Consider the following 22,493-nt stretch of genomic DNA (forward strand, 5'->3'; position numbering starts at 1 on the left):
TCACCCGGCTGTCAGTTCCACGTCCAGGCCGAGGTCCAGGGCGGCCACCGTATGCGTGAGGGCGCCGACGGAAATGACGTCCACCCCGGTGGCGGCAATCCCTGCCACTGTTCCCAGGTTCACGTTGCCGCTGGCCTCCACTGTTGCGCGCCCGCCCACCAGGGCAACGCCCTCCTTCAGCTCCGCCACCGTGAAGTTGTCCAGCATGATGGTGTCCACGCCGGCTGCCAGGACAGGTTCGATCTGGTCCACCCGGTCCACCTCGACTTCGAAGTGCGTGGTGTGCCCCAGCTGCGCCTTGGCGGCCCGGAGCAGTCCGGTGAGCCTGACGGGGTCCCCTCCGGTCATGACGGCCAGGTGGTTGTCCTTCGCCAGGACAGCATCGGACAGGCTGTAGCGGTGGTTGGCGCCTCCCCCGCACCGCACCGCGAACCGTTCGAGGATCCGCAGTCCGGGGGTGGTTTTTCGGGTGTCGGTAATGCGGGCCGCCGTTCCGTCGGTGAGCTCAACGAACTCCGCTGTCCGGGTGGCAATCGCGGACATCCGCTGGACCAGGTTGAGGGCCACGCGTTCTGCGAGCAGGACCGAACGGGCCCGTCCGCTGACCCTCGCAAGGTGCGTGCCGGCGTCGAACCTGTCTCCGTCCGCCAGCAGCAGCTCCACCTGCGTTTCAGGGTCCACCAGCAGCATGGCGTCGCGGAACACTGTGGCGCCGCTGAAGACGCCGGGCACCCGCGCATTCAGCACGGCCGTGGCGTGCGCAGTGGCCGGGATGAGCAGCTGGGAAGTGATGTCCCCTGCCGGGGCATCTTCGGCGAAGGCCCGCTCCAGGATCTCCCGCACCGGCGCCGACGGCAGTGCCAGGTCAAGCAGGGTTGTTTCAGTCATGGAGAACGCTCACTTTCGGGCGGTTCGGGTACGTGTTGTGGAGTTCTTCCGTGATGCCGGACGCATCCTCCGGGCAGTCGCTGCGGTAGTGGGCGCCCAGGGACTTCGTGCGTTGCTGGGCCGCAGCCACCAGCAGCTGTGCCGCCAGCAGCAGGTTCCGGTCCTCATGCAGGCGGGTATCCGCACCGGCGGATACAGCGCCGGGACGAACGACGGCGGCCCACCGCCCCAGGGTGTCCCCCGCTTCCCGGAGCAGCTCCCCGGAACGAAGCACCCCGGCCTTGGCAGTCATCAGCCGGCGCAGGGCCTCACGGGAGAACGGCTCACTCCCCCCACCGAAGTTGGACGGCCGGCTCCCACCCGGAGCAGCTGATGCGGCCGCTTCACCTACTAAAGCAGTAGGGAAGGTGCCGGCGTCCATAGCTTCTCGGGGCAGCGGTGCGGAAGCGTGCGTCAAGGGGAGGCCGCCCGCGGCCGAGACAGCACGCGGAGCATCGGTGCCCCGAGGGGTCGCACCGCCGTCGTCACCTGCCAGGAAGGCTTCAACAGCGCGCCGGCCGAAGACGAGTCCCTCCAGGAGGGAGTTGCTGGCCAGCCGGTTTGCCCCTTGGACCCCGCTGCACGCAACTTCCCCGGCGGCGTACAGCCCGGGCACCGTGGTGCGGCCGTGCAGGTCGGTGAGGACTCCGCCCATCCAGTAGTGGGCCGCTGGTGCCACCGGAACCACTTCGCGGGTCCAGTCGATGCCGCCGTCCAGGGTCTTCTGGGTGAGGGTGGGGAACCGCTTGGCCAGGAATCCGGGACCTTTGGCGCGCTCGATGGCGCGTGCGTCGAGGTAGACGTGGCCGTTGGGGTCGCCGAGCTTGGCGAGGTGCAGGGCGATGCTGCGGGAGACCACGTCGCGTGGGGCCAGTTCTGCGTCGGGGTGGTAGGCGCGCATGAACCGCTTTCCGTTGCCATCGACGAGGGTGGCGCCTTCGCCGCGGACCGCTTCGGAGATGAGGAGCGGATCCTGGCCAAGCCCGCGGGCTGTGCCCGGGTCTGCGTCCATGCTGCCGGCACCGGGCACCAGGCAGGTGGGGTGGAACTGGAAGAATTCCAGGTCCGCCGCTGCCGCCCCGGCGCGGACGGCGAGTGCAAGGCCGTCGGCGGTTGCCACCGCCGGGTTGGTGGTCTGGGCGAACAGTTGGCCTGCGCCGCCCGTAGCGAGCAGCACGGCGTCCCCGTACAGGGTGAATGTCCGGCCGTCCTGGAGGAACTCGACGCCGTTGACGTGGCCGGCCGTTGCCAGGAGGGCGGTGGCGTGGGCGCCTGTATGGATGGCCACGGTACCGTCTGCCTGCCGGGCAAGCACGGCTTCGACCAGGGCCGCGGCGGTCTTCGCACCGGTCGCGTCGCCGCCGGCGTGCAGGATGCGCGGAGCGGAGTGTGCGGCCTCCAGCCCGAGCGCCCGGCCGCCGCCGGCACCGGGATCGAAGTGCACGCCGTACCGTTCCAGGCCGGCGATGTCCCTGCGGGCCTCCGAGCACATCAGGCTCACTGCGGCCTCATTGCAGTGTCCCGCTCCGGCCTGCAGGGTGTCGGCAATGTGGGCGGCGACAGTGTCCCCGGGGGCGGGCTCCGACAGGACGGCCGAGATACCGCCCTGGGCGTACCAGGTATTGCTCTCGCGCAACTGGCCCTTGCTCAGGAGCACCACGTCCGCCCCGGCGTCGGCCGCCAGCAGCGCGGCGTAGAGTCCGGCAATACCGCTGCCGACGACGATCAGCCGGCGGCTCATCAGGGCCTCGCGGCGAGCATGCGCTCGAGGGCGGTCCTGGCGTTGTCCTGGACGGAGTCCGCGACGGTAATGCGGTTCACCACCCGCCCGGCCACCAGTTCCTCCAGCACCCAGGCAAGGTAGCCGGGGTGGATCCGGTACATGGTGGAGCAGGGGCAGATGACGGGGTCCAGGCAGAAGATGGTGTGCTGCGGGTACTCCGCGGCGAGCCGGTTCACCATGTTGATCTCGGTGCCGATCGCAAAGGTGGTGGGTTCGGTGGCCGCGGCGATGGCCTTCTTGATGAAGTCGGTGGAGCCGGCCGAATCGGCAGCATCCACCACCTCCATGGGGCACTCCGGGTGCACAATCACCTGGACTCCGGGGAAATCGGCGCGGGCCTTCTCGATCTGGGCGACGTTAAAGCGCTTGTGCACAGAGCAGAACCCGTGCCAGAGGATGACCCGTGAATCGAGCAGTGCCTGCTCGTCATTGCCGCCCAGGTCCTTGCTCGGGTTCCACATGGGCATCTGCTCCAGCGGCACGCCCAGCGCTTTCGCGGTGTTGCGGCCCAGGTGCTGGTCGGGGAAGAACAGCACCCGCTGGGCCCGCTGGAACGCCCACTCGAGCACCGTCCTGGCGTTGGAGGAGGTGCAGACGATGCCGCCGTGCTCACCGCAGAAAGCCTTCAGGGCAGCGGAGGAATTCATGTAGGTGACGGGAAGGACCGGAACCCGGCCGTCGGCGTCGGGCTCGGTGCCGTAAATCTCCTCCAACTGCTCCCAGCACTCGGCCACGGAATCGGCGTCGGCCATGTCCGCCATGGAGCAACCGGCCGCCAGGTTGGGCAGGATGACGGCCTGTTCGGGGGCGGAGAGGATGTCGGCGGTTTCGGCCATGAAGTGCACGCCGCAGAAAACGATCGCCTCCGCATCCGGACGGGTGAGGGCCGCGTTGGCCAGCTGGAAGGAGTCGCCCACGAAGTCCGCGTACTGGATCACTTCATCGCGCTGGTAGAAGTGCCCCAGGATGACGGCCCGGTCCCCCAGGGCAGCCTTTGCGGCAAGGATCCTTTCGCCCAGCTCGGCGTCGCTGGCCAGCTTGTACTCCTCCGGCAGCTGCCCCTGGCGGGGGCTTGCGGCGGGGGCCACGTCCGCGCTGGAGGCACCGGGGCCGTAGGCGGGAACGCCGGCGAGCGCCTCGGCAAGATCGTAGTCCCACGGGCCCTTGGCCAGGGCGGGGCTGCAGGTGCTGCCCTTTGCGGCGGCGCCGTTTTCGGCCTGCTCGCGCGTGATCAGCTGGATTGCCGTGTTGACGCTGCTCATGGTGTGCTCCTGTTGTCTGGGTCAAGGCCGGGCCGGCCGGTAAAGCGGTAGAGGCGCGGGGGGCGGTGCTTGCCGCCCTGGAGGTATTCGCCGGTTTCTTCTATTTCGGGGGTGGCCTTGAGCTGCCTGCGGAAGTTTGCCGGATCCAACTCACGGTCCAGCACGGCTTCGTAGACCTCCCGCACCTGGGCCAGGGTGAAGTACTCCCCCAGCAGGTGGTACGCAACGGAGCCGTAGGCGAGCTTGTTCCGCAGCCGCCACAACGCGTAGTCCACGATCGCGTTGTGATCAAAGGCGAGTTCGCCAAGCCGGTCCGCCCGGAACCACCGGACGTTCTCGGACTCGTCCGCGAGCGCGGCTTCGGTCGGCTGGACCAGGGCCCAGTAGACGATCGAAACCACCCGCTGGGTGGGTGAGCGGTGCAGCCCGCCGAACGCGTACAGCTGCTCGAGGTAGCTGGGGGCAAGTCCGGTTGTCTCCCGCAGGTTCCGTGAAGCCGCGTCCTGGAGCGACTCCGCGTGGCTCAGGGGACCACCGGGCAGCGCCCACAGCCCCTTGAAGGGTTCCCGGATCCGCCGCACCAGCGGTAGCCAGAGCGTGGGGCGCCCTGAGCTTTCGCTGGGGCGCAGCGCGAAGATGACCGTGGAGATGGCCAGCGACGGCGGTGCAGCCTGGCGTTCCGAGACATTGGCAGAGCTGGAGTACACGGTTGCACCGCCTTCCGGGGATCAGGCGCCTGCCCCAGGGAGGAGCCGGACTAGTTATGGTCACTTTGACCAAAACTAATTCTACGGGCTGGCGCCTTGCAATTGCCAATGTTTCTGGAAATTGTCCTCCTGGAGTTTTCAGGCTGCCCGCGGCATCGGATGCGGCCCAAATTCCGCTCCGGCACCGCAGGCGGTAAATTCAAGTGGTCCCACAAGGCGCCACCATCCAGACCCCAAGAAGGTTCCCGGCACATGACGATGAAGTCCACCACAGCCCGCCCAACCGAAAAACGGGCCCATCCTCCGCACAGCATGAAGCCCCGGCAGCTGACCATGATGGGGCTCGGCAGCGCCATCGGGGCCGGCCTGTTCCTGGGTTCGGGCGCCGGAGTGCAGGCCGCCGGCCCCGCCGTCCTTGTTTCCTACCTCGTGGCCGGGACCCTGATCATCCTGGTCATGTGGGCCCTGGGCGAAATGGCCGCTGCAAACCCCAACAGCGGAGCGTTCTCCGTCTACGCAGAACGCGCCCTGGGGAAGACGGCCGGCGCCACCATCGGCTGGCTCTGGTGGCTCCAGCTGGTGGTGGTGATCGCCGCCGAAGCACTCGGGGCAGCCGCACTCCTCTTCTCCGTATGGCCGGTCATTCCGGTGTGGGCGCTGGCGCTGGTCTTCATGGTGGTCTTCACCGGGATCAACCTCGCGGGAGTGCGGAATTTCGGTGAGTTCGAGTTCTGGTTCGCCATCCTCAAGGTTGCCGCGATTATCCTGTTCCTGGCGGTGGGCGCCGCCCTGCTCCTGGGCCTCCTTCCGGCCGCCTCACCGGGGCTGTCCAATGTCACGGGCGACTTCGCGCCGCAGGGCCTGGGCGGCATTGCGTCCGCTCTCTTCGTGGTCATCTTCGCGTTCGGCGGGACGGAAATTGTGTCCGTCGCCGCGGCGGAAACCGAGGATCCGGAGCGGAGCGTGGCCAAGGCCATCCGCACTGTTGTCTGGCGCATCCTGGTGTTCTACATCGGGTCCGTCTTCGTCATCGCCGCCGTCCTTCCGGCCACCTCGGAAGCCCTGGCCTCGCCGTTCGCCGGCGTTCTGGACGCCGCCCGCATCCCCGGCGCGGGAACGGCGATCACCCTGGTGGCCGTCGTCGCACTTCTCTCTGCCCTGAACGCCAACCTCTACGGGGCATCACGGATGGCCTACTCCCTTGCTCAGCGCTCCGCGGCGCCCCGCGTCCTCGCCCGCCTGGGCCGCTCGAACGTCCCCATGCTGGCGGTGGGGGTATCCGTGGCCTTCGGATTCGTCGCCACCGTCCTGGAACTGCTGTTCCCGGAGCGGATACTTCCGGCCCTCTTCCAGCTGGTGGGCTCCACCTGCCTGGTGGTCTGGGGAAGCGCCCTCGTCTCGCAGCTGATCCTGCGGCGCCGGGCGGACCGGGCAGGAATTCCGCTGCCCCTGCGGATGAAGGGTTTCCCTGGCCTGACCATCCTGGGACTTGTCCTGCTGGCCCTCATTTTCGCTGTGGGGTTCAGCGCCGAAGAGAGCCGGATCCAGCTCTTCAGCACCTTTGCCCTCATCGCCGGGATAGCCCTGGCCTCCGCGGCGGGTGCCCGGCTCACCGCCCGGACCCGCCACACCACTGGGTAGCGCCAAGTGTCGTTTTGGCGGCTCAAAACGACCCTTCGCGCTACCCAGATTGGGGCCGGGGGGGCAGCAGCCGGTGAGGGGAAGCGGCGCGGCGGCCGGCAGGTAGAGTAAAACCAAAAGCACGAGGTTCCGAAGCGCCGGGTCCGCCTGGGCGCCGTACTTGATGAGGACTGACACCATGAGCGGCAGGCACACCGGCCAACAGCACACGCACACAGTGGAAGGCACGGACCCGCAACTCTACGTGGCGGTTCATGATCCCGCGGTGGATGCCGGGTTCCGTCCGGTCCTGCTGGTGCACGGGTTCTCCTCCTCCAGCAAGCTCAACTGGGAGGACACCGGGTGGGTGGCTGCGCTGCTGGACGCCGGCCGGCGCGTCATCACGGTGGACCTGCCCGGACACGGCCGCAGCGGCGCCCCCGAGGACCGGGACTCCTACTCCCCAAGCAGGATCCGGGCGGACCTGCTGCAGACAGCGTTCGACGCCGGTGTGCGGCCTCTGCAGGAGGGTGACCCTTCCAGCGGCCTGGACATCGTGGGCTACTCGTTGGGCTCCAGGCTCGCCTGGGAATTCGGCGCCACCCAGCCGGAGATCACCCACCGCCTTGTCCTTGGCGGCCCCAACATCTCCGATCCGCTGGCCGAGTTCGACCTCCGGGCCGCGCAGGACTACCTCGCCGACGGCACCCCCATCGCCGACGAGTCCACGGCGCGGCTGCTCAAGATGGCACTCCTGCTGCCCAGCAACAACATCTTCGCGCTGCTTTCCCTGGTGGAGGCCATCAAGGCCGAGCCATACGACCCTGCAGAGGCAGTACCCCACGTGCCGATGCTCCTGGTGGCCGGGGAAAAGGATGAACGGATCGGCAGCCTGCCGCAGCTTGAAGAACTGGCGCGAAAGGCCGGTTCCATGGCCGAACAGCTGATTCTGCCCGGCAGGAACCATACGAACGCCGTGACGAGCAGGGCCTTCAAACAGGCGGCGATCTCCTTCCTGGCCGTATAGCCTTTCTCCAGGAGGGACTGATGGGCACGTTCTTCGAAGACCGTACGGACGCCGGCGAACGCCTTGCGGCCCTCCTTCCGCAGTTCCGGGAGCGGCCGGACACCCTTGTGCTTGGCCTGGCCCGCGGGGGAATCCCCGTGGCGGCTGCGGTGGCCAAGGCACTCTACCTTCCCCTGGGGACCGTCCTGGTCCGGAAACTGGGAATCCCCGGCCATGAGGAAACCGCCTACGGCGCCCTGGCGTGGGTCCACGGCCGCACGGTCCGGCTGGTCAACAAGCCCCTCCTGGACCGCGTCCTTGAACACGGCGTCCGCCGGGAATGGCTCGACGCAGTGGAGCAGCGGGAACGGACCGAGCTGCTTCGCCGCGCGGAGCTCTACCCGCGTACCGGCCTCGACCTGGGTGGAAAGACCGTCCTCCTTGTCGACGACGGCCTGGCAACGGGAGCCACCATGCGCGCAGCCGTCGAAGCAGTGCGTGAGGGCGGTGCGGCAACAGTGGTGGCGGCCGCCCCGGTTGGTTCCATCGAGGCCGAGGCCTCCGTGGAGCGCGTGTGCGACGCCGTGCTGTGCCTGCACCTGCCGGGAAAGTTCCGGGCGGTAGGCAGTTTCTACCGGCACTTTGAGCAGCTGTCCGACGACGACGCAATCAGCCTGCTGGAGCAGTAGAAGTCCCGGCAGCCATCCTTTGCCCGCAGGGCAAAGCGGGCCGGACCACCATGGTCCGGCCCGCCGTCGTGACTATTCCAGCCGCGCGCCGCGCGGCTTGGAGCCCGTTAGTGGTGGCTGACCCCCAACGGACGGCCCTTGGTTTCCTTAGCAAGGACAACGCCGATGGCGGAGATGACGCACAGGACCATGATGTAGATGCCAATGGACCCGGTCCACTTGGTGGACTGCAGCAGCGTTTCAGCGATGGTGGCCGCGAATGCCCCTCCCAGGATGGCGCCGAACGCATAGCCGATGGAGATCCCCGAGTACCGCACGTTGGCTGGGAACATTTCGGCGTACATGGCTGACATGGGCCCGTAGGACAGCCCGAGCCCAATGGTGAGGACAAACAGCGCCACGCCATAGAGCCAGATGTTCTTGGTGTCGATGAGGGCAAACATCGGGATCATCCAGGCGAAGATGATGGCGTAACCCGTCAGGAAGGTCTTGACGCGGCCGATGCGGTCGGAAAGCCACCCGCCCGCGAGAGTGAAAATCAGCCAGCCAAAGGACGCCAGCGTCGTGGCCAGCAGCACCTCCGGGGTAGGCATCTTCAGCGTCCTGGTGGCGTAGGCGATAAAGAAGGCAATGAGCAGGTAGCCGGCAGCATTGTTCGCGATGAAGATCATGGTGGAGTACAACACCGGCTTCTTGTGGCTGCGGACCAGCTCGCCCAGCGGAGCCTTGCTCTCCTGCTTCCGGGCGGCCATCTCCTGGAAAACAGGGCTTTCGGCCACGGCGCGGCGGATGAGGTAACCCACCACGATGAGGACGATGGAGAGCAGGAACGGGACCCGCCAGCCCCAGGCCGCGAAGTCTTCCTTGGACATGCTGCTGTTGAGGAAGAAGAGCAGGCCGGTGGCCAGGATCATGCCGATGGGTACCCCGATCTGCGGGTAGGCCCCGAAGAGGCCGCGCTTGTTCAGGGGCGCGTGCTCAACGGCCATAAGCGCCGCCCCGCCCCACTCGCCGCCTGCTGAGAAGCCCTGGATGATGCGGAGCGTGATCAGCAGGACGGGTGCCCAGGCGCCGATCTGGGCGTAGGTGGGCAACATGCCGATCAGCGCAGTGGCAGCGCCCATCATCACCAGGGTGAAGACAAGCATCGCCTTGCGGCCCAGGCGGTCGCCCAGGTGGCCGGCCACCACGGCCCCGAGGGGCCGGAAGAGGAAGCTGATGCCGATCAGTGCAAAGGAAAGGATCTGCGCCAGCCCCGGGTTGGACTGCTGCAGCGGGGTTAGGAACAGCGGGGACAGCAGCGTTGCCGTCAACTGGGCAAAGATGAAGAAGTCGTACCACTCGATGGTGGTTCCGACGAGGGTGCCGGCGAGGACCTTGCGTTCCTCCCGCCGGGAGCTGGGTCCGGCGAGGGTGTCCACCTTGGAAGGTGTGGTCATTGAAACTCCATTGTTTAAGGCAGCAGCGCTGCCGGGACGCCTTCAGGATTACCGACAGAACGGTCAGTTAGTTAGTAGGGTACTACGAAAGTGTGAGGCGCAACACGGCCCGGGAAAACTTTTATGCGCGGCCAAGCGAAGCTGCGGAACGCCCACTTGGTCCAGCCGCCAGGCACCGATGCGTTCTGGCTCCCCACCGAGGGAGGATTGGGTTGCGCGGTGTCCGAGTTCTATATTTGAATTGCCGTTTCGAATTCAGGACGGCCGCCCTGCCGGCCAGGGAAGCCAAGGTCACCGCCTGCCAGCATCTGCCACCTAGGATGGACACCATGAATCCCACCGCCGCAGCCCCGGCCGGAGCGGCGCCGGCACAGGCATCCGCGTCGCAAACCCTGTCCCGGGGAATCCGCGCCCTGGAGATCCTGGCGGCAGCGCCCGGCCCGCTGACGATTGCGGAACTGGCGGATGCGATGGGCGTGCACCGGTCCGTGGCGTACCGGATCCTCCGGACGCTGGAGGACCACTCGCTGCTGGTGCGGGACGACGCCGGACGGGTCCAGCCCGGGCCGGGGCTTGCGGTCCTGGCACGGGGTGTTTCGCGAAACCTGCAGGCCGCAGCCCTTCCGGAGCTGACGCAACTGGCCAACACCCTGGACATGACGGCGTTCGTGGCAGTGTGGGACCACCACGACTGCATCACCCTGCTTACCGTGGAGCCGAGGCACTCCGGCGCCACCGTGGCCCAGCATCCCGGCACCCGGCATCCCGTCAACGCCGGAGCGCCGGGCATCGCCATCCAGTCGGCGCTCACCGAGGCCGAATGGGACCGCCTGGCCACGGGAATCCCCTACCGCCCTGAAGCTGCCGAGGCCCGCCGCGCCGGATATTCGGCCAGCCACGACGAGGTCATTGCGGGCGTGTCCTCCCTCGCTGCCCCCGTCCGGGTTCCCGGCAGCCGCCCGGCCGCCCTTGCGGTCGTCTATATCCGCTCAGCCCATGACCCCGCAGCAGTGGGCGCGGCCCTGGTGGAGAGCGCCGCCAGGATCGAGCGGCAGCTGGCTTAGGGCCTGCGGCGAAGAACGACGGCGGCTGCCGCGCCCAGGAGCGCCAGCACCGCTGCGGCGCAGACCGGCACAACGAAGGCCGCGGCGTAGCCATGCAGTTCGGCGAGCTGGCCGCCAATGGACGAGCCAAGGGCAGTGCCGGCCACGATGCCACTGGCCAGTGCCGTCATGACGGTGCCCAGGCGGCCTGCCGGAGCCACGACGCCGCCGACGCCAAAAACCGTGACCATGACCGGGCCCACCGGGAGGCCGAGCACCAGCAGGGCGGCCACCATCCCGGGCATCGAGGACGGGAGCAGCAGGAGCAGCGCCAGCGCCGCCATCAGTCCGGCGCAAAGCGCCCATCGGCCGGACAGGCTGAACGCCTGCGGCCAGTAGGCAACCGACAGTGCCGCCGCGGCCGAACTCAGGCCCATGGCGGCGTACAGCAGGCCGGCAACCTCCGAGCCGCCAGACATTCCGGAGAACGAGCTCAGGGCGGCCTGCGTCGAGCCAAAGAACGTTCCCATGCACACCATCGCAAGCACCGGCAGGGCCACCGCTGCCGGCAGTCGTCCCGACGCGTTCTTTGTACGGCGCCTTTCCGCGGCGGGCCGGCCTGCCGGCGCGGCCCCGTTTGACGGGACGGCCCTGCCCGGAACAGCACGATGGGTGCGGTGCACGGCGAAGGCCGGAACGAGGGTGATGGTCATGCCCGCGGCCAGGGCGAGGGGCAGCCAGGGAGTTAGCAGGCTGGCAAGTATTCCCACGAGTGCCGGGCCCAGGACAAAAGTCACCTCATCAGCGGTGCTTTCGTAGGAAAGGGCGGTGTCCAGGTCCTTCGCACGGTCCGCAGCCGTCCCCCGGGAGGCCAGTGCCATCCACCGGACCCTTGCCAGCGGCCCGACCTGCGGGCAGCTTGCACCGGACGCGAACGCAGATGCCAACACTGCCGCGGGAACGCCGCCGATCTCCCCCATGGCCCACACAGCCAGGATCAGGGCCACCACTGCCAGGGTGTTAAGGAGGGCTGCAAGCAACAGCACGGGACGTTGTCCGTGCCGGTCGGCAAGGGCCCCCAAGGCTGGAGCGCCCAATGCAGAACCTATCCCGACAGCACCGGCTGCCGTACCGCCCAGCGCGTAGGAACCGCTGGCTGAGGTAACAAGCGTGAGCGTGCCCACCGTCAGCATGGCCAGCGGAAGCCGGGCGAAGAGCCCTAAGGGTATAAAGCTGCGGCCGGCAAGGTGGGGCAGCCGGGCGAAGCGGCCGCGGGACCCCGCCGGGGTGGTGGAGGGCCGGGTGGCGGAGCCTGTGCTGGTTGAGGCGGAGCTGTTTGAGGCGGGCGGCTCAGGAACCGGGGCCAGTGCGGAAGCCGGCGAAGGTGAGGGCTGTCCGGCGGGGGCGGTTACCTGCGGGCCGGCGGGTGAGGTGGGTGAGGCGGGTGACGTCAATTCCGGGCTCGTTCATGTTGTGCGCACCGTCCCTCCTCCCGATGCGCGCAACCCGGTAACTGTCCAACTATATCCGGCCCCCGCCCCAGCCGGGCAGTCACACTGGCACATCCACGCCGTCGGAAATCCGCAGAGTAGAGCCGTTCCGGCCCTTCAGCACCTGGAGCTGGGCATCGATCCGCAGTTTCATCTCCGCCACGTGGCTGACCAGCCCCACCACGCGGCCGCCGTCCCGCAAGCCTTCGAGGGCGTCCATTACCTGTTCCAGGGACTGCTCATCCAGGCTGCCGAACCCTTCGTCCACGAACAAGGTTTCGATCTCCACTCCGCCGGCCTCTTGCTGCACAACGTCTGCCAGCCCCAGCGCCAGGGACAGGGAGGCCATAAACGACTCACCTCCGGACAGCGTGGAGGTGTCCCGGTGGAATCCGGTCCACTGGTCCACCACCTCCAGGCCAAGCCCAGACTTTGCGCCGCGTGCGGCCTTTGCGTCCGTGTGCTGGAGCAGGTACCGCCCATCGCTCATGGCCACCAACCGTTCCGAGGCGGCCAGGGCCACCTGTTCCAGGCGGGCGGCAAGGACATAGCTGTTCAGGCTCATCCGGTAGGTGTTCTCGCCCCGGCCTGCCGCCGCGTCCGCCAGCCCGGCCAGCATTTGCGCCCGTTCGGCAGGCTGCCGCGCGGATCCTTCAACATCGCCGTATTCGGCCCGGATGCTCCGCAGCGAGGCCAGGCACCTGGACGCCATTCCGGCCGCCAGGTCCGCGTCCCGGGCTTCCCGGAGCGCGGCAGCCGCAGCGTCGCGGAGTGCGGCAAGCCGGCCAGAGTCCAGTTCATAGCCGGCCGACTTTTCTTCCAGCGCCAGCACAACATCCTCGGAAACGAACAATTCTGCGACCTTGGCCTGCTCGTCCTGCGCGGCCCGCACCCGGGCCTGGAGGGCTGTTGCCTCGGCGGCCTCAAGCAGCTGTTCCCGGACCTCGCCAGCTGTTGCGAAACCGGCCGCAGGAAGGGCCTCCTCCAGCTGTTCCCGCGCCTCGGCGGCCTGGGCCTCCGCCCTTTCCAGCTGCGCTTGAGCGTCAACGGCCTTATTGAGGACTGCCACCGCATTTTCCAGCGCCTTCAACCGCTGGGCCAGGCTCCGGTGGGTTCCCCTGAGCCCGGCCAGCGCCTGGTCAAGGGCAGCGGACTGTTCGGTTACATCGGCCAGGGAGGCCACTGTCCGGGCAAGCTCGGCTTCGGCGGCGCTCTTCGAATCCTGCGCCGCTTCAACAGCGGACTCAAGCTTCTCGAGGCGCGCCCGGACAGCCGCGAGTTCCTTGACCGCTGCCTCTGCTTCGGCGGCCGCCAGGCGTGCACCCTGTGCACCGATTTCGGCCTCAGCTGCGGCCGTTTCGCCGCCCTGGCCGGCCAGGACGGCCACCAATTGGTTGGCGTCCGCCAGTTCATGGGCAACCAAGGCACAGGCCTCTTCCGCTGCCTCGTGGACCCGCCGCGCCTCTTCCTCCTCCTGGGCAAGTACCGGACCGCCGGGACCGCCCATGGCGGGGGCAGGGTGGTCCGCGCTGCCACAGACGGCACATTGTTCGCCCGGCACCAGCTTGGCTGCCAGCTCGACGGCGGCGTTGGCAAGCCGTTGCTCCCTCAGGTCCAGCCACTGGCGTTTTGCTTCCAGCTGGTTGTCCCGGGACTCGTCGTAACGCACCTTGACGGCGTCCCGGGCCGCAACAGCCGCGCCGTACCGCCTGACGACGTCAAGCAGCTCCTCCGCGGCTGCGGCTTCCTTCCTCCGCAGGGCCTCAACCCCCGCCCGCTGCTCAAGCTCCTGCAGCCCGTCCTGGAGACGGCGCCGCTCGTCCTGGAATTCCTCCCAGCGGTTGCCCGCCTGCACCAGCGCGGCGGTGAGCTCTTCCTGCCTTCTGACCAGCCCGCCGCGGCGCTTCCGGAGGCCCAGCAGCCTGTCCTCATCCGGCAGCCTGGCCTCCACCACGGCGAGGAGCGAACGCAGGCGGCCCAGCTCGGCGTCACAGCCGGCAGCAGGGACTGCACCGTCCGCCGCTGGGACCGCGGCAATTCCCAGGTCCAGCTGGGCAAGTTCGGCGTCCTCGCCGGCGGCCAGGTTGAGCAGCGTAAAGGCGGACTCCACGGCAGTAGCGGCGCGCCGGACTTTGGCGGCAGTGGCATCAACGTTCAGCACCTGGCCATGCAGGACCTCGGCTTTCCGGTGCCGGGCAAGCCGGAGGAGCTGTTCTTCGAGCAGCTCCACCCCCTGGTCCACGGCCGCTTTCCGGGCCGCGGCCGCATCGAGTTTCCGGCGCCGCTCCCCACGCGCTGTTTCTGCTTCCACGGCCTTCCTGCACTCGGTGCTTGCGGCTTCGGCCCGTTCTGCGCGGCCCGTCAGTTCCGCCAGGCGCAGCTCCACTGCGCCCTCAAGCCATCCGAGGCGGGCGGCGGCACCCTCCGGGGCTGGAGCACCGGACTCATCCAGCCCCAGACGGGCTGTCTCCGACTCCGCCCTCGCCGCCAGCAATTCAAGCCTGCCAAGGAGGAAGGACACTTCCTCCTTGGCAGCCTGCGCCTGGCGGGCAAGTTCCTGCTCCACGGATTCGAACCGCTCTGTACCAAAAAGCTTCTGCAGAAGCTCCAGCCGGTCGGTCGCCTTGGAACGGAGGAACGCAGCAAAATCGCCCTGGGGCAGCATGACAACCCGCGTAAACTGCTCCCGATCCATGCCCAGCAGCGCCAGAATCTCGGCGCCCGCCTCGTCATTCCGGGCGGACTTTTCAATCCAGCTTCCACCGACGCGTTCACGCAGCAGGGTCTTTGCCTGCTGCGTGGTGAAGCCGTTCTTTCCCCGGGCGCTGGGCTTGTCCCAGGCCGGGGACCGAGTTACTTCGAAGCGGCGGCCCTGGGCTGAGAACTCACAGGTGACTGCAGGTTCCTGGGCCGGTTCCGCATGGTCGCTGCGGAGCCTTTTCCCGTCCTGCCGGGCCCCGGGAACCGAGCCGTACAGGGCGTAGCAGATGGCATCCAGGACGCTTGTCTTCCCTGCCCCTGTTGGGCCGTTGAGAAGGAAAAGGCCATGGGCGCTGAGCCTGTCGAAGTCGATCTCCTCGGTACCGGCAAAGGGCCCGAACGCGGAGATCAGGAGGCGGTGGATCCTCATCGTGAAGCCTCCAGGAGCCGGACGTTCTCGAGGGCAGCAGCCACCGCTGCTTTCTCGTCCTCATCCGGGACCCGGCCACGGACATGCTCCAGGAAGCCGCAGCACACCGAGAGGTCGTCCGGCGCCTCGGCGAGCCTGCTGCTGTAGCTTGAGGCGGCGCCCCGGGTTCCACCCTCCGGATCAAAACCAAGGACCAGTGTGTCCGGGAAGCGGGAACGCAGCCGCTCCATGGCGCGGGCAGGCCGCTGGGCGTCAGTCAGCGTGACCTGGCAGTAGGCCGTTTCAGCCCACTGGTGCGCGGGCGATTCCAGCAGCTCTGCCAGCGGCCCGCGCAGCACGGCCAAGACGTGCGGCGCCGTCCACAGGACTTCCTGCACGGCGGTGACTCCCTCCACGCCGACGTCCACGAGCCAGCCGCCCTTCTGGTGGGCGGCCTCGGAAAAGGAGTAAGCCAGTGGCGAGCCCGAGTACCTCACCTGGGGCGACAGGGTCTGGCGTCCGTGGAGGTGCCCCAGCGCCGTGTAGCTAAAGCCTTCGAAGAGGTCCAGCGGCACGGCTCCCACGCCGCCAATGCTGAGGTCCCGCTCGCTGTCCGAGCTGATCCCCCCGCTGGCGAAGGTGTGGGCCAGGACCACGGAATGCACCGTGGCGGAAGCTGAACGCCGTTTGATGTCCTCGCGGATCATCCCTGTGGCTGCACGGGTGACCTCAAAGTGGCTGGCGGTGTCCGCTCCGAGTTGTTCGGCGACGAGCCGGGGCTCGAGCCACGGAATGCCGTAGATGGCCAGCACGGCCTGGCCACCATCCCCGGCAGCGGTGTCCCCGAGCGGCAGCAGCAGCGGTTCGTCCAGGCCGCCGATACTGGTCCGGAGGTGCACTCCCCCGCGTTCCAGGAGCCGGGACGCAAAGCCCAGGCGGATGGCGGAATCATGGTTGCCGCTGGTCAGCACCACCTTGGCGCCGGCCGCAGCCAGGCGCACCAGGGCGTCGTCCAACAGGCGCACCACGTCCACGCCGGGAAGGGCGCGGTCATAGACGTCCCCGGCCACCAGGACAACGTCCACGCTGTGCTCGTTGACGGCGCCGACCAACTGGTCAACGAAGGCGCGCTGGGCATCCAGCATCCCGACGCCATGGAAGGACCGTCCGAGGTGCCAGTCGGAGGTGTGTAGTAACCGCATGTTCCTAAGTTATCGGCTGCCACTGACAGTCAAGGCAACCGCCGCGGCCACCGGGATCAGCCCCGCGTTCCTTCGAAGAAGTCCTGGGCTTCGCTGGTCCCGCCCTGGGCCTTGTCAGTGCGCCGATGGGCAGGTCCATCCGCGCTGGCAACAGCCGCTGCTGCGGGTGGAGTCCCGTCCGCACCCTGCCCTCCGGAGACCGCTTTGGTGGCGGGCCTTTGGGTATCGGCGGCCGCGCCGAAGCTGCGGAACACCAGGCCCGCAATGGCAGCGCCCACGAGCGGGGCTGCCAGGAACGCCCACAGCTGCCCGGCAGCCCAGCCCGAGCTGAACACGGCGGACGAGACGGCGCGGGCAGGATTGAACGGCAGGTTGCCCACGGACTGGCCCAGCTGCAGGAGGACCGCGAAGGACAGTCCGACGGCCACGGCCGCCGCGTAACGGCCACCGTCCGCACTGCTTTCCCTGCCGCCGTCGACGGCGTTGCCGATGCCAAAGGCGGGCGCCTTGCCGGACGTCCCCAGGAACACCGCCACAATGATTGCGGCTCCCAGCATTTCAAGGAGCAGCACGGCCGCGAGCGGCGCCTGGATGATGGAGTGCTCGCCAAAGCCGGCAGCGACGGTGTCGAAAGCGGTACGGCTGTCCGCGATCCCCGGCAGGGTGCGCAGGATTCCGAAGAGGGCCAGGGCGCCCGCCAGTCCCCCCACCAGCTGGGCACCGGCGTAGGCGGCAGCAGCGCCGGCGCGGATCCGTCCGGCCAGGAGGTGGCCCAGGGTGATGGCGGGATTGAAGTGGCCGCCCGAAACGCGTGCGAAGGCGAGCATCGCGGCGGTGACGGCGAGGCCGGCCGCGAGCGCAGCCGGGAGGGGGCTGGAGTCCGGGATGGTGAACAGCGGAACACCGAGGCCGGCCACCACGATGAACAGCGTGCCGAACGCCTCTGCGCCCAGCCTGGGCAGGAGCCCGGGACGGGAGGCCTCCGGGCCGCGGGGCAAAGAGTGGTGATGGTCAACGGCGGGGGTGCTCATGGTGGACCCTTTGGTAGGCAGGAGATGGCGGTACGGCCGCCGGGCAACCCCTCCATTATTCCAGCTGCCGCTGGGCGTTTGCTGTGCCCGCGGCTTTACCCAGGCGGGCATGGCCCGGCACCCGTCAGGACGCCGGCCGCTGCCGCGGTAAATTTGCAGCATGAGCAATGAACCCGGCCCGTCCGCGCCCGCACTGACATCACGGATCCACGGCTGCCTGCTGGGCGGCGCATTGGGCGATGCATTGGGCTTTGCCGTTGGGACGAACTCGATGGAGGAGATCCGCCGCCGGTTCGGACAGCGCGGCCTCACCGGTTTCCATGCGCTCACGGAGAGCCCCTTTTCGGACGAGACCCAGCTGACCCTTTACACGGTCGACGGGCTGGTGGAGGCCCTTGAGTGGGCTAATTCCGGGGTGGGCGCGGACGTCAACGCCTGCCTCTGGCTTGCGTACCTCCGGTGGCTTGCCACCCAGGGTGAAGAGGCCGGGCCGCGGGCCCCGGCGCCGCAGCCGCGTTGGATCGACCGCCAGGCAGTGCTCCACGAGCGCCGGCGTCCGGACAAAACCTCAATCTCCGGCCTGGCCACGGGCGAGATGGGGACTGCCTTCCGTCCGGTGAATCCGGCGTCGAAAGGCTACGGTACGGTGGTGCGTTCGGCGCCGTTCGGGCTGGTCCCGCACATCACGGCCGACGCCGTCTATAAGTTGAGCACCGACGCCGCCGCACTGACGCACGGGCATCCGGCGGCCCGCCAAAGTGCAGGGATCTTCAGCCTGCTGATCCACCGGCTCGTCTCGGGTGAAGGGCTCCCGGAGGCGGCTGCCGCGGTGGCCGCCCACTCCCGCACGCTCAACGAGGTGGCACCGGAACTGCCCCAACGCCTGGAGTCGGCACTCCGGCTCGCGGCCAACGGCGCAGTCTCCCCGGAGGAACTGACGGACGCGCTGGGTGAGGGCGTGGCCGCGGAGGAAGCCCTCGCCGTCGCGCTTTATGCGGTGCTTGCCACTGCGCCCGGCCCGGGCAAGGCGGGCGGGGACAACCACGGCACGGACGACGCCGGCGCGGACACCTTGCCCGTCCGGCACTTCCGGGAGGCGCTGGCACTGGCGGTGAACCACGGCGGCAACAGCGATTCCACCGGTTCGCTGGCCGGGAACATCCTGGGGGCCTTCTATGGCGAGGAGTGCCTTCCCGCTGACTGGCTCGGGTCGCTGGAGGCGCCGGAGGCCGTCCGCGGCATGGCCAATCTCCTGGTGGGGGTTACGACCGCCGAAGGCTGATGTTGTTGCACGCCTCGCAGACGTCCTCCGGGATCAGTCCGCGGCGCTGAAGGAACCCGAAGATCACGCAGCCCAGGCAAAAGCCCGCAAAAGCTTCCAGTGAGGCCGCCACGATCAGGATGCCCAGCACTGCCCAGGCTGCGGGAGCCGCCCCGGCCAGGAACAGGACCAGGGCCGTGGTGGACACCGCGGCCCCTATCCCCTGGGCGAAGCGCTTGGGCGGTCCCGGGACAAGCTTCACGCGTCCCAGCCGCGGCGTGATGATTTTCACGGACAAGAGCGCAAGCGGCGAAACCCTCGGGCCGAAGAGGACGCGCAGCCAGAATCCGGCCGCAAGAGCCAGCAGGCCCCATGCCGAGCCGCTGGCTGCCGTCACAACCGCGAGCAGCACAACCAGGCCCGCGGTCACGCGGGCAGCGTACTCATTGACGGGATTCGGGAAGGCGAACACAGAACTCATGAGCCAAGGCTAGGAGCGGCCGGTCCGCCAGCCAAGGATTGTTGCGCCGCATGAACCGGCGGGGCGGTTCAGGCTATGGCCGCGGCCGCGAAACCGCCCACCATCTGCAGGAACTCACCTTCGGACAGCACCTCGATGGCTTGCCCGCGCTCATGGAGCTCCAGGACCCGGCGGGCCTTGCCCGTCAGCCTGCCGGACCGCAGGTCCGAGGCGACAAAGCCGTCCCCCACCACCAGGACCGTGGTGCGTCCGGTCACCCGGCTTTCGGGCCGGGCACCGACGTCGGCCGAGCGTTTTTTCGCCTCCGGGCGTCCCATGGACAGCTGCCCGGTGAAGACGACGGTCTGCCCGTAGAGGGGATGGCCGGGCTCCGCGTCGGGGTTGGGCAGCGGATTGGCGCCCTCCTCCGGCCAGCCTGGCTGGAAGGACCGGAGCGGCGCGGCAGTGCTGCCGGACGCCGCGGAGAGGGCGGCCAGGCTGGGCTTGGACAGCGCATCCATGGCGGGGTCGAAAGCCTGCTGCCGCGGCATTGCCAGTCCCAGGGACAGGTAAAGCTCGGCGATGCTGTTGGCCTGGTTCCTGCGGGCGATGTCGATCAGGATTCCTGCGCACGCCCGCGCGTCCTCGGCGGCGTCGTGATGGTTCACCAGGGGAACGCCGGCTTCCTCCGCGGCGAAGGGCAGGGAGTTGGACACCAGGGAATAGCACCGCCGGGAGAGCATCACCGTGCAGACGTAGTCATAGGCCGGGCCCGGCAGGCCCGAGACCTCCAGGCCGGAACGGATCACGCCCAGGTCGAAGGAAGCATTGTGCGCGGCAAGGATGTCGTCCCCGATGAAGGCGCCGATCTCGGGGAAGAGTTCCCCGAAACGGGGCTTGCCTGCCACGTCCTCGGCCCGGATGCCGTGGATCCGGACGTTGTGGTAGTCAAAGTGGTCGTGGTCCTGCGGCGGCCGCATGAGCCACGAAGCTTCCTCCACGATCCGGCCGCCCCGGACCTTGGTCAGGCCGACCGCACAGGGAGACCCCCGAAAGCCGTTTGCAGTCTCGAAGTCAATCGCCGTAAAGTCCAAACCCACGGCCCCCACCTTACCGTCGGAAACCGTCCAAACCCGTCAAGTACCCTTGAGGGGTGAACTTTCCTGTGATGAACCACCTCGCCGTGTCCATGCTGGGCGGGGCAGGACCCGTCCAGCCCCAGCTGGCCTCCTTCCTGCCCGACTGGCTGAACCCCCAGGTCTTCCTGGCCGATCCCGCCCTGGCTCCCTGGGTGGTCCTGCTGGTCTGCGGCATCGTCTTCGCGGAAACCGGCCTGCTGGTTGGCTTCTTCCTGCCGGGCGATTCCATGCTGTTCACTGCCGGACTGCTGGTGGCCACGGACACCATCAAGTTCAACGTGTTCCTTTTCGCGCTGCTGATCATCGTCTCGGCCATCATCGGCAACCAGACCGGCTACTTCATCGGCTCCAAGGCCGGACCCGCCATCTTCAACAAGCCCAACTCGCGCCTGTTCAAGCGCGAGAACGTGGAGAATGCGCATGCGTTCTTTGAAAAGCACGGCGGCAAGGCGCTGATCCTGGCCCGCTTTGTCCCCATCATCAGGACGTTCGTTCCCGTCATCGTGGGCGTGGCCCAGATGAGCAAGAAGAAGTTCTTTCTCTTCAACGTCATCGGCGCAGTGCTGTGGGGCGGCGGCGTGACCCTCCTGGGCTACCTGCTGGGCGACCGCATCCCGTGGGTGCGCGAGAACCTGGACATCATCTTCATCGCGATCGTGCTGGTGTCGGTCCTGCCCATTGGCGTGGAGGTCCTCCGCGGCATCTCCGCCAAGCGGCAGGCGAAGGCATACGGCACCGATCCGGTGGACGAGTTCATCGAAGAGCACGCCCCCGACGACGAGCAGAAGACCCCGCGCCTCCCCTGACCCCCGCAGCCCGGAGTTTTTGTCCAGCTGTGCAGGCCTAAAGCCCGGCAAAGTCCGCATAGCGGGACAAAAACTCCACGGGTCAGGAGCCCTGGGCCCGCAGTGCCTCGACGATGGCGGGCAGCAGCGCCCGGAACGCCTTGCCCCGGTGGCTGATGGCGTTCTTTTCCTCGGCGGACAGCTCGGCACAGCTGCGCTCCTCTCCTGCGGGCTGCAGGACAGGATCGTAGCCGAAGCCCCCGTCCCCCCGAGGCTCGCGCAGCAGGATCCCTTCGAGCTGCCCGTATTCCACAACCTCGCGTCCCGGTGTACCGTCCGTGTCCGGCACCGCGAGGGCTGCCGCGCAGACGAACGCGGCGCCGCGGTGGTGGTCCGGAACGTCCGAGAGCTGGCTCAGCAGGAGCCGGAGGTTTGCGGCGTCGTCGCCGTGGCTGCCGGCCCAGCGGGCCGAGAAGATTCCGGGCGCTCCGCCCATCACGTCCACGGCAAGGCCGGAGTCGTCGGCTATCGCCACGAGGCCGGTCGCCTCCGCAACAGCGCGCGCCTTGAGCAGCGAATTCTCGGCGAACGTCACACCTGTTTCGACGACGTCCGGGGCACCTGCCGCCGCCGCGTCCACCACTTGTGTGTCGACGTCGAGCCCTGGCACCTGTCCCCGCAGCAGTTCGCGCAGCTCCCGCAGTTTGCCCTTGTTGTGCGTGGCCAGAACCAGCCGCGGGACTGTGCCTTGCCCCGGGGCGGCGCCTGCCGTGCTCACAGGGTGTCTGCCAGCGTTTCGCGCTGGATGGCCGCGAGCTGCGTGGTGCCCAGCAGGGCAAGGTCCAGGAGCGCGTCCAGCTCGGCCCGGTCGAAGGGCGCACCCTCAGCCGTTCCCTGAACTTCCACGAACTTCCCGGAGCCGGTGACCACCACGTTCATGTCCGTTTCGGCCCGGACGTCCTCAACGTACGGCAGGTCCAGCATGGGAACGCCGTCGATGATGCCCACGGACACCGCGGCGATGGTGTCGATAAGGGGCTGGGCGTTCTTCGCGATCAGTTTGTTGTCCCGTGCGAAGCGGATGGAGTCAGCGAGCGCAACGTAGGCACCGGTGATGGCTGCCGTGCGGGTTCCGCCGTCGGCCTGGAGGACGTCGCAGTCCAGCACAATGGTGTTCTCGCCCAGTGCCTTGGTGTCGATGATCGAGCGGAGGGAACGGCCGATGAGCCGGGAGATCTCGTGGGTGCGGCCGCCGATCTTGCCCTTGACGGATTCGCGGTCGGAGCGGGTGTTGGTGGCCCGTGGCAGCATGGCGTACTCGGCAGTGACCCAGCCGCGGCCCTCGCCCTTGAGCCAGCGCGGGACGCCCGCGGTCAGGGACGCGGTGCACAGGACCCTGGTGTTGCCGAACTCGATCAGGGCCGACCCCTCAGCCTGGGAGGACCATCCGCGGGTGATGCTGATGGGCCGGAGCTGGTCGGGGGCGCGGCCGTCGGCGCGCACGATGGGCACTGCAGTTGCTTCAGAAGTCATGCCTTTA

Annotated in this window: 19 protein-coding genes; 6 read left to right on the forward strand and 13 right to left on the reverse strand. The window is 68.2% G+C overall.

Features of this window, described 5'->3' with window-relative positions:
- From nadC to FHJ30_RS12415, 4 genes are read right to left on the reverse strand one after another with little or no spacing between them, the layout of a single operon-like run.
- Positions 1–888 carry a carboxylating nicotinate-nucleotide diphosphorylase gene (gene nadC / locus FHJ30_RS12400; RefSeq protein WP_171059014.1) on the reverse strand — a complete coding sequence of 296 codons (888 nt, stop codon included), beginning with the start codon at positions 886–888 and terminating at the stop codon, positions 1–3.
- Positions 881–2,668 (reverse strand): L-aspartate oxidase, encoded by a 1,788-nt coding sequence (locus FHJ30_RS12405; protein ID WP_139029588.1) that lies wholly within the window; start codon positions 2,666–2,668, stop codon positions 881–883. Before FHJ30_RS12405 ends, nadC begins: the two co-directional genes overlap by 8 nt.
- On the reverse strand, positions 2,668–3,972 hold the full coding sequence (gene nadA, locus FHJ30_RS12410) for a quinolinate synthase NadA (protein WP_139029589.1): 1,305 nt from the start codon (positions 3,970–3,972) through the stop codon (positions 2,668–2,670). The genes FHJ30_RS12405 and nadA overlap by 1 nt, the downstream gene beginning before the upstream one ends.
- The gene (locus FHJ30_RS12415) at positions 3,969–4,679 is read right to left on the reverse strand and encodes an NrtR DNA-binding winged helix domain-containing protein (RefSeq protein WP_139029590.1); all 711 of its coding nucleotides are present in this window, start codon (positions 4,677–4,679) and stop codon (positions 3,969–3,971) included. The genes nadA and FHJ30_RS12415 overlap by 4 nt, the downstream gene beginning before the upstream one ends.
- 252 nt (positions 4,680–4,931) lie before the next feature.
- On the opposite strand from FHJ30_RS12415, the gene FHJ30_RS12420 reads away from it, so the two are divergent.
- The 3 genes from FHJ30_RS12420 to FHJ30_RS12430 all read left to right on the forward strand — a co-directional run bounded on the left by FHJ30_RS12420 (position 4,932) and on the right by FHJ30_RS12430 (position 7,994).
- Positions 4,932–6,320 (forward strand): amino acid permease, encoded by a 1,389-nt coding sequence (locus FHJ30_RS12420; RefSeq protein ID WP_139029591.1) that lies wholly within the window; start codon positions 4,932–4,934, stop codon positions 6,318–6,320.
- 178 nt (positions 6,321–6,498) lie between these two features.
- Entirely contained in the window at positions 6,499–7,326 is an 828-nt protein-coding gene (locus FHJ30_RS12425) for an alpha/beta fold hydrolase (RefSeq protein ID WP_139029592.1), read from the forward strand.
- Positions 7,327–7,346: 20 nt separating this feature from the next.
- The gene (locus FHJ30_RS12430; protein ID WP_139029593.1) at positions 7,347–7,994 is read left to right on the forward strand and encodes a phosphoribosyltransferase; all 648 of its coding nucleotides are present in this window, start codon (positions 7,347–7,349) and stop codon (positions 7,992–7,994) included.
- A 107-nt stretch (positions 7,995–8,101) separates the two neighbouring features.
- On the opposite strand, the gene FHJ30_RS12435 is transcribed toward FHJ30_RS12430, so the two are convergent.
- On the reverse strand, positions 8,102–9,433 hold the full coding sequence (locus tag FHJ30_RS12435; protein ID WP_139029594.1) for an MFS transporter: 1,332 nt from the start codon (positions 9,431–9,433) through the stop codon (positions 8,102–8,104).
- A gap of 329 nt (positions 9,434–9,762) precedes the next feature.
- On the opposite strand from FHJ30_RS12435, the gene FHJ30_RS12440 reads away from it, so the two are divergent.
- Positions 9,763–10,497, forward strand: a complete 735-nt coding sequence (locus FHJ30_RS12440; RefSeq protein WP_139029595.1) for an IclR family transcriptional regulator — start codon at positions 9,763–9,765, stop codon at positions 10,495–10,497.
- On the opposite strand, the gene FHJ30_RS12445 is transcribed toward FHJ30_RS12440, so the two are convergent.
- The 4 genes from FHJ30_RS12445 to FHJ30_RS12460 form a co-directional block, all read right to left on the reverse strand.
- A complete protein-coding gene (locus FHJ30_RS12445) occupies positions 10,494–11,732 on the reverse strand; it encodes an MFS transporter (protein WP_228406114.1) in 1,239 nt (412 codons plus the stop codon). The genes FHJ30_RS12440 and FHJ30_RS12445 overlap by 4 nt on opposite strands.
- A gap of 295 nt (positions 11,733–12,027) precedes the next feature.
- Positions 12,028–15,096, reverse strand: coding sequence for an AAA family ATPase (locus FHJ30_RS12450; protein WP_139029596.1), 3,069 nt, complete (start codon positions 15,094–15,096; stop codon positions 12,028–12,030).
- On the reverse strand, positions 15,093–16,277 hold the full coding sequence (locus FHJ30_RS12455) for an exonuclease SbcCD subunit D (RefSeq protein ID WP_139029597.1): 1,185 nt from the start codon (positions 16,275–16,277) through the stop codon (positions 15,093–15,095). The genes FHJ30_RS12450 and FHJ30_RS12455 overlap by 4 nt, the downstream gene beginning before the upstream one ends.
- Before the next feature lie 56 nt (positions 16,278–16,333).
- Entirely contained in the window at positions 16,334–17,308 is a 975-nt protein-coding gene (locus FHJ30_RS12460) for an aquaporin (RefSeq protein WP_139029598.1), read from the reverse strand.
- Positions 17,309–17,468: 160 nt separating this feature from the next.
- Between FHJ30_RS12460 and FHJ30_RS12465 the strand changes: the two genes are divergently transcribed.
- Positions 17,469–18,590 (forward strand): ADP-ribosylglycohydrolase family protein, encoded by a 1,122-nt coding sequence (locus FHJ30_RS12465; protein WP_139029599.1) that lies wholly within the window; start codon positions 17,469–17,471, stop codon positions 18,588–18,590.
- On the opposite strand, the gene FHJ30_RS12470 is transcribed toward FHJ30_RS12465, so the two are convergent.
- Together FHJ30_RS12470 and FHJ30_RS12475 are read right to left on the reverse strand one after the other, a co-directional pair.
- Positions 18,571–19,050, reverse strand: coding sequence for a DUF4395 domain-containing protein (locus FHJ30_RS12470; protein ID WP_139029600.1), 480 nt, complete (start codon positions 19,048–19,050; stop codon positions 18,571–18,573). The two genes, FHJ30_RS12465 and FHJ30_RS12470, sit on opposite strands and share 20 nt — an antisense overlap.
- A gap of 68 nt (positions 19,051–19,118) precedes the next feature.
- Positions 19,119–20,129, reverse strand: a complete 1,011-nt coding sequence (locus FHJ30_RS12475) for an exonuclease domain-containing protein (RefSeq protein ID WP_139029601.1) — start codon at positions 20,127–20,129, stop codon at positions 19,119–19,121.
- Positions 20,130–20,197: 68 nt separating this feature from the next.
- Between FHJ30_RS12475 and FHJ30_RS12480 the strand changes: the two genes are divergently transcribed.
- Complete coding sequence (locus tag FHJ30_RS12480) at positions 20,198–20,974, forward strand: VTT domain-containing protein (RefSeq protein WP_139029780.1); 777 nt, start codon at positions 20,198–20,200, stop codon at positions 20,972–20,974.
- A gap of 82 nt (positions 20,975–21,056) precedes the next feature.
- On the opposite strand, the gene rdgB is transcribed toward FHJ30_RS12480, so the two are convergent.
- Complete coding sequence (gene rdgB / locus FHJ30_RS12485; protein WP_139029602.1) at positions 21,057–21,731, reverse strand: RdgB/HAM1 family non-canonical purine NTP pyrophosphatase; 675 nt, start codon at positions 21,729–21,731, stop codon at positions 21,057–21,059.
- Positions 21,728–22,486, reverse strand: coding sequence for a ribonuclease PH (gene rph, locus FHJ30_RS12490; protein ID WP_139029603.1), 759 nt, complete (start codon positions 22,484–22,486; stop codon positions 21,728–21,730). The genes rdgB and rph overlap by 4 nt, the downstream gene beginning before the upstream one ends.
- Positions 22,487–22,493 lie beyond the last annotated feature (7 nt).

The sequence above is a fragment of the Arthrobacter sp. BB-1 genome, from assembly GCF_006151685.1.
In the GTDB taxonomy this organism is placed as follows: Bacteria; Actinomycetota; Actinomycetes; order Actinomycetales; family Micrococcaceae; genus Arthrobacter.

Coding starts and splice junctions, on each gene's coding strand:
- FHJ30_RS12465 (WP_139029599.1), top strand. CDS start 17,469: ATGAGCAATGAACCCGGCCCGTCCGCGCCCGCACTGACATCACGGATC.
- FHJ30_RS12425 (WP_139029592.1), top strand. CDS start 6,499: ATGAGCGGCAGGCACACCGGCCAACAGCACACGCACACAGTGGAAGGC.
- FHJ30_RS12460 (WP_139029598.1), bottom strand. CDS start 17,308: ATGAGCACCCCCGCCGTTGACCATCACCACTCTTTGCCCCGCGGCCCG.
- FHJ30_RS12430 (WP_139029593.1), top strand. CDS start 7,347: ATGGGCACGTTCTTCGAAGACCGTACGGACGCCGGCGAACGCCTTGCG.
- FHJ30_RS12455 (WP_139029597.1), bottom strand. CDS start 16,277: ATGCGGTTACTACACACCTCCGACTGGCACCTCGGACGGTCCTTCCAT.
- FHJ30_RS12480 (WP_139029780.1), top strand. CDS start 20,198: ATGAACCACCTCGCCGTGTCCATGCTGGGCGGGGCAGGACCCGTCCAG.
- rph (WP_139029603.1), bottom strand. CDS start 22,486: ATGACTTCTGAAGCAACTGCAGTGCCCATCGTGCGCGCCGACGGCCGC.
- FHJ30_RS12440 (WP_139029595.1), top strand. CDS start 9,763: ATGAATCCCACCGCCGCAGCCCCGGCCGGAGCGGCGCCGGCACAGGCA.
- nadC (WP_171059014.1), bottom strand. CDS start 888: ATGACTGAAACAACCCTGCTTGACCTGGCACTGCCGTCGGCGCCGGTG.
- FHJ30_RS12405 (WP_139029588.1), bottom strand. CDS start 2,668: ATGAGCCGCCGGCTGATCGTCGTCGGCAGCGGTATTGCCGGACTCTAC.
- FHJ30_RS12450 (WP_139029596.1), bottom strand. CDS start 15,096: ATGAGGATCCACCGCCTCCTGATCTCCGCGTTCGGGCCCTTTGCCGGT.
- FHJ30_RS12420 (WP_139029591.1), top strand. CDS start 4,932: ATGACGATGAAGTCCACCACAGCCCGCCCAACCGAAAAACGGGCCCAT.
- FHJ30_RS12435 (WP_139029594.1), bottom strand. CDS start 9,433: ATGACCACACCTTCCAAGGTGGACACCCTCGCCGGACCCAGCTCCCGG.
- nadA (WP_139029589.1), bottom strand. CDS start 3,972: ATGAGCAGCGTCAACACGGCAATCCAGCTGATCACGCGCGAGCAGGCC.
- FHJ30_RS12470 (WP_139029600.1), bottom strand. CDS start 19,050: ATGAGTTCTGTGTTCGCCTTCCCGAATCCCGTCAATGAGTACGCTGCC.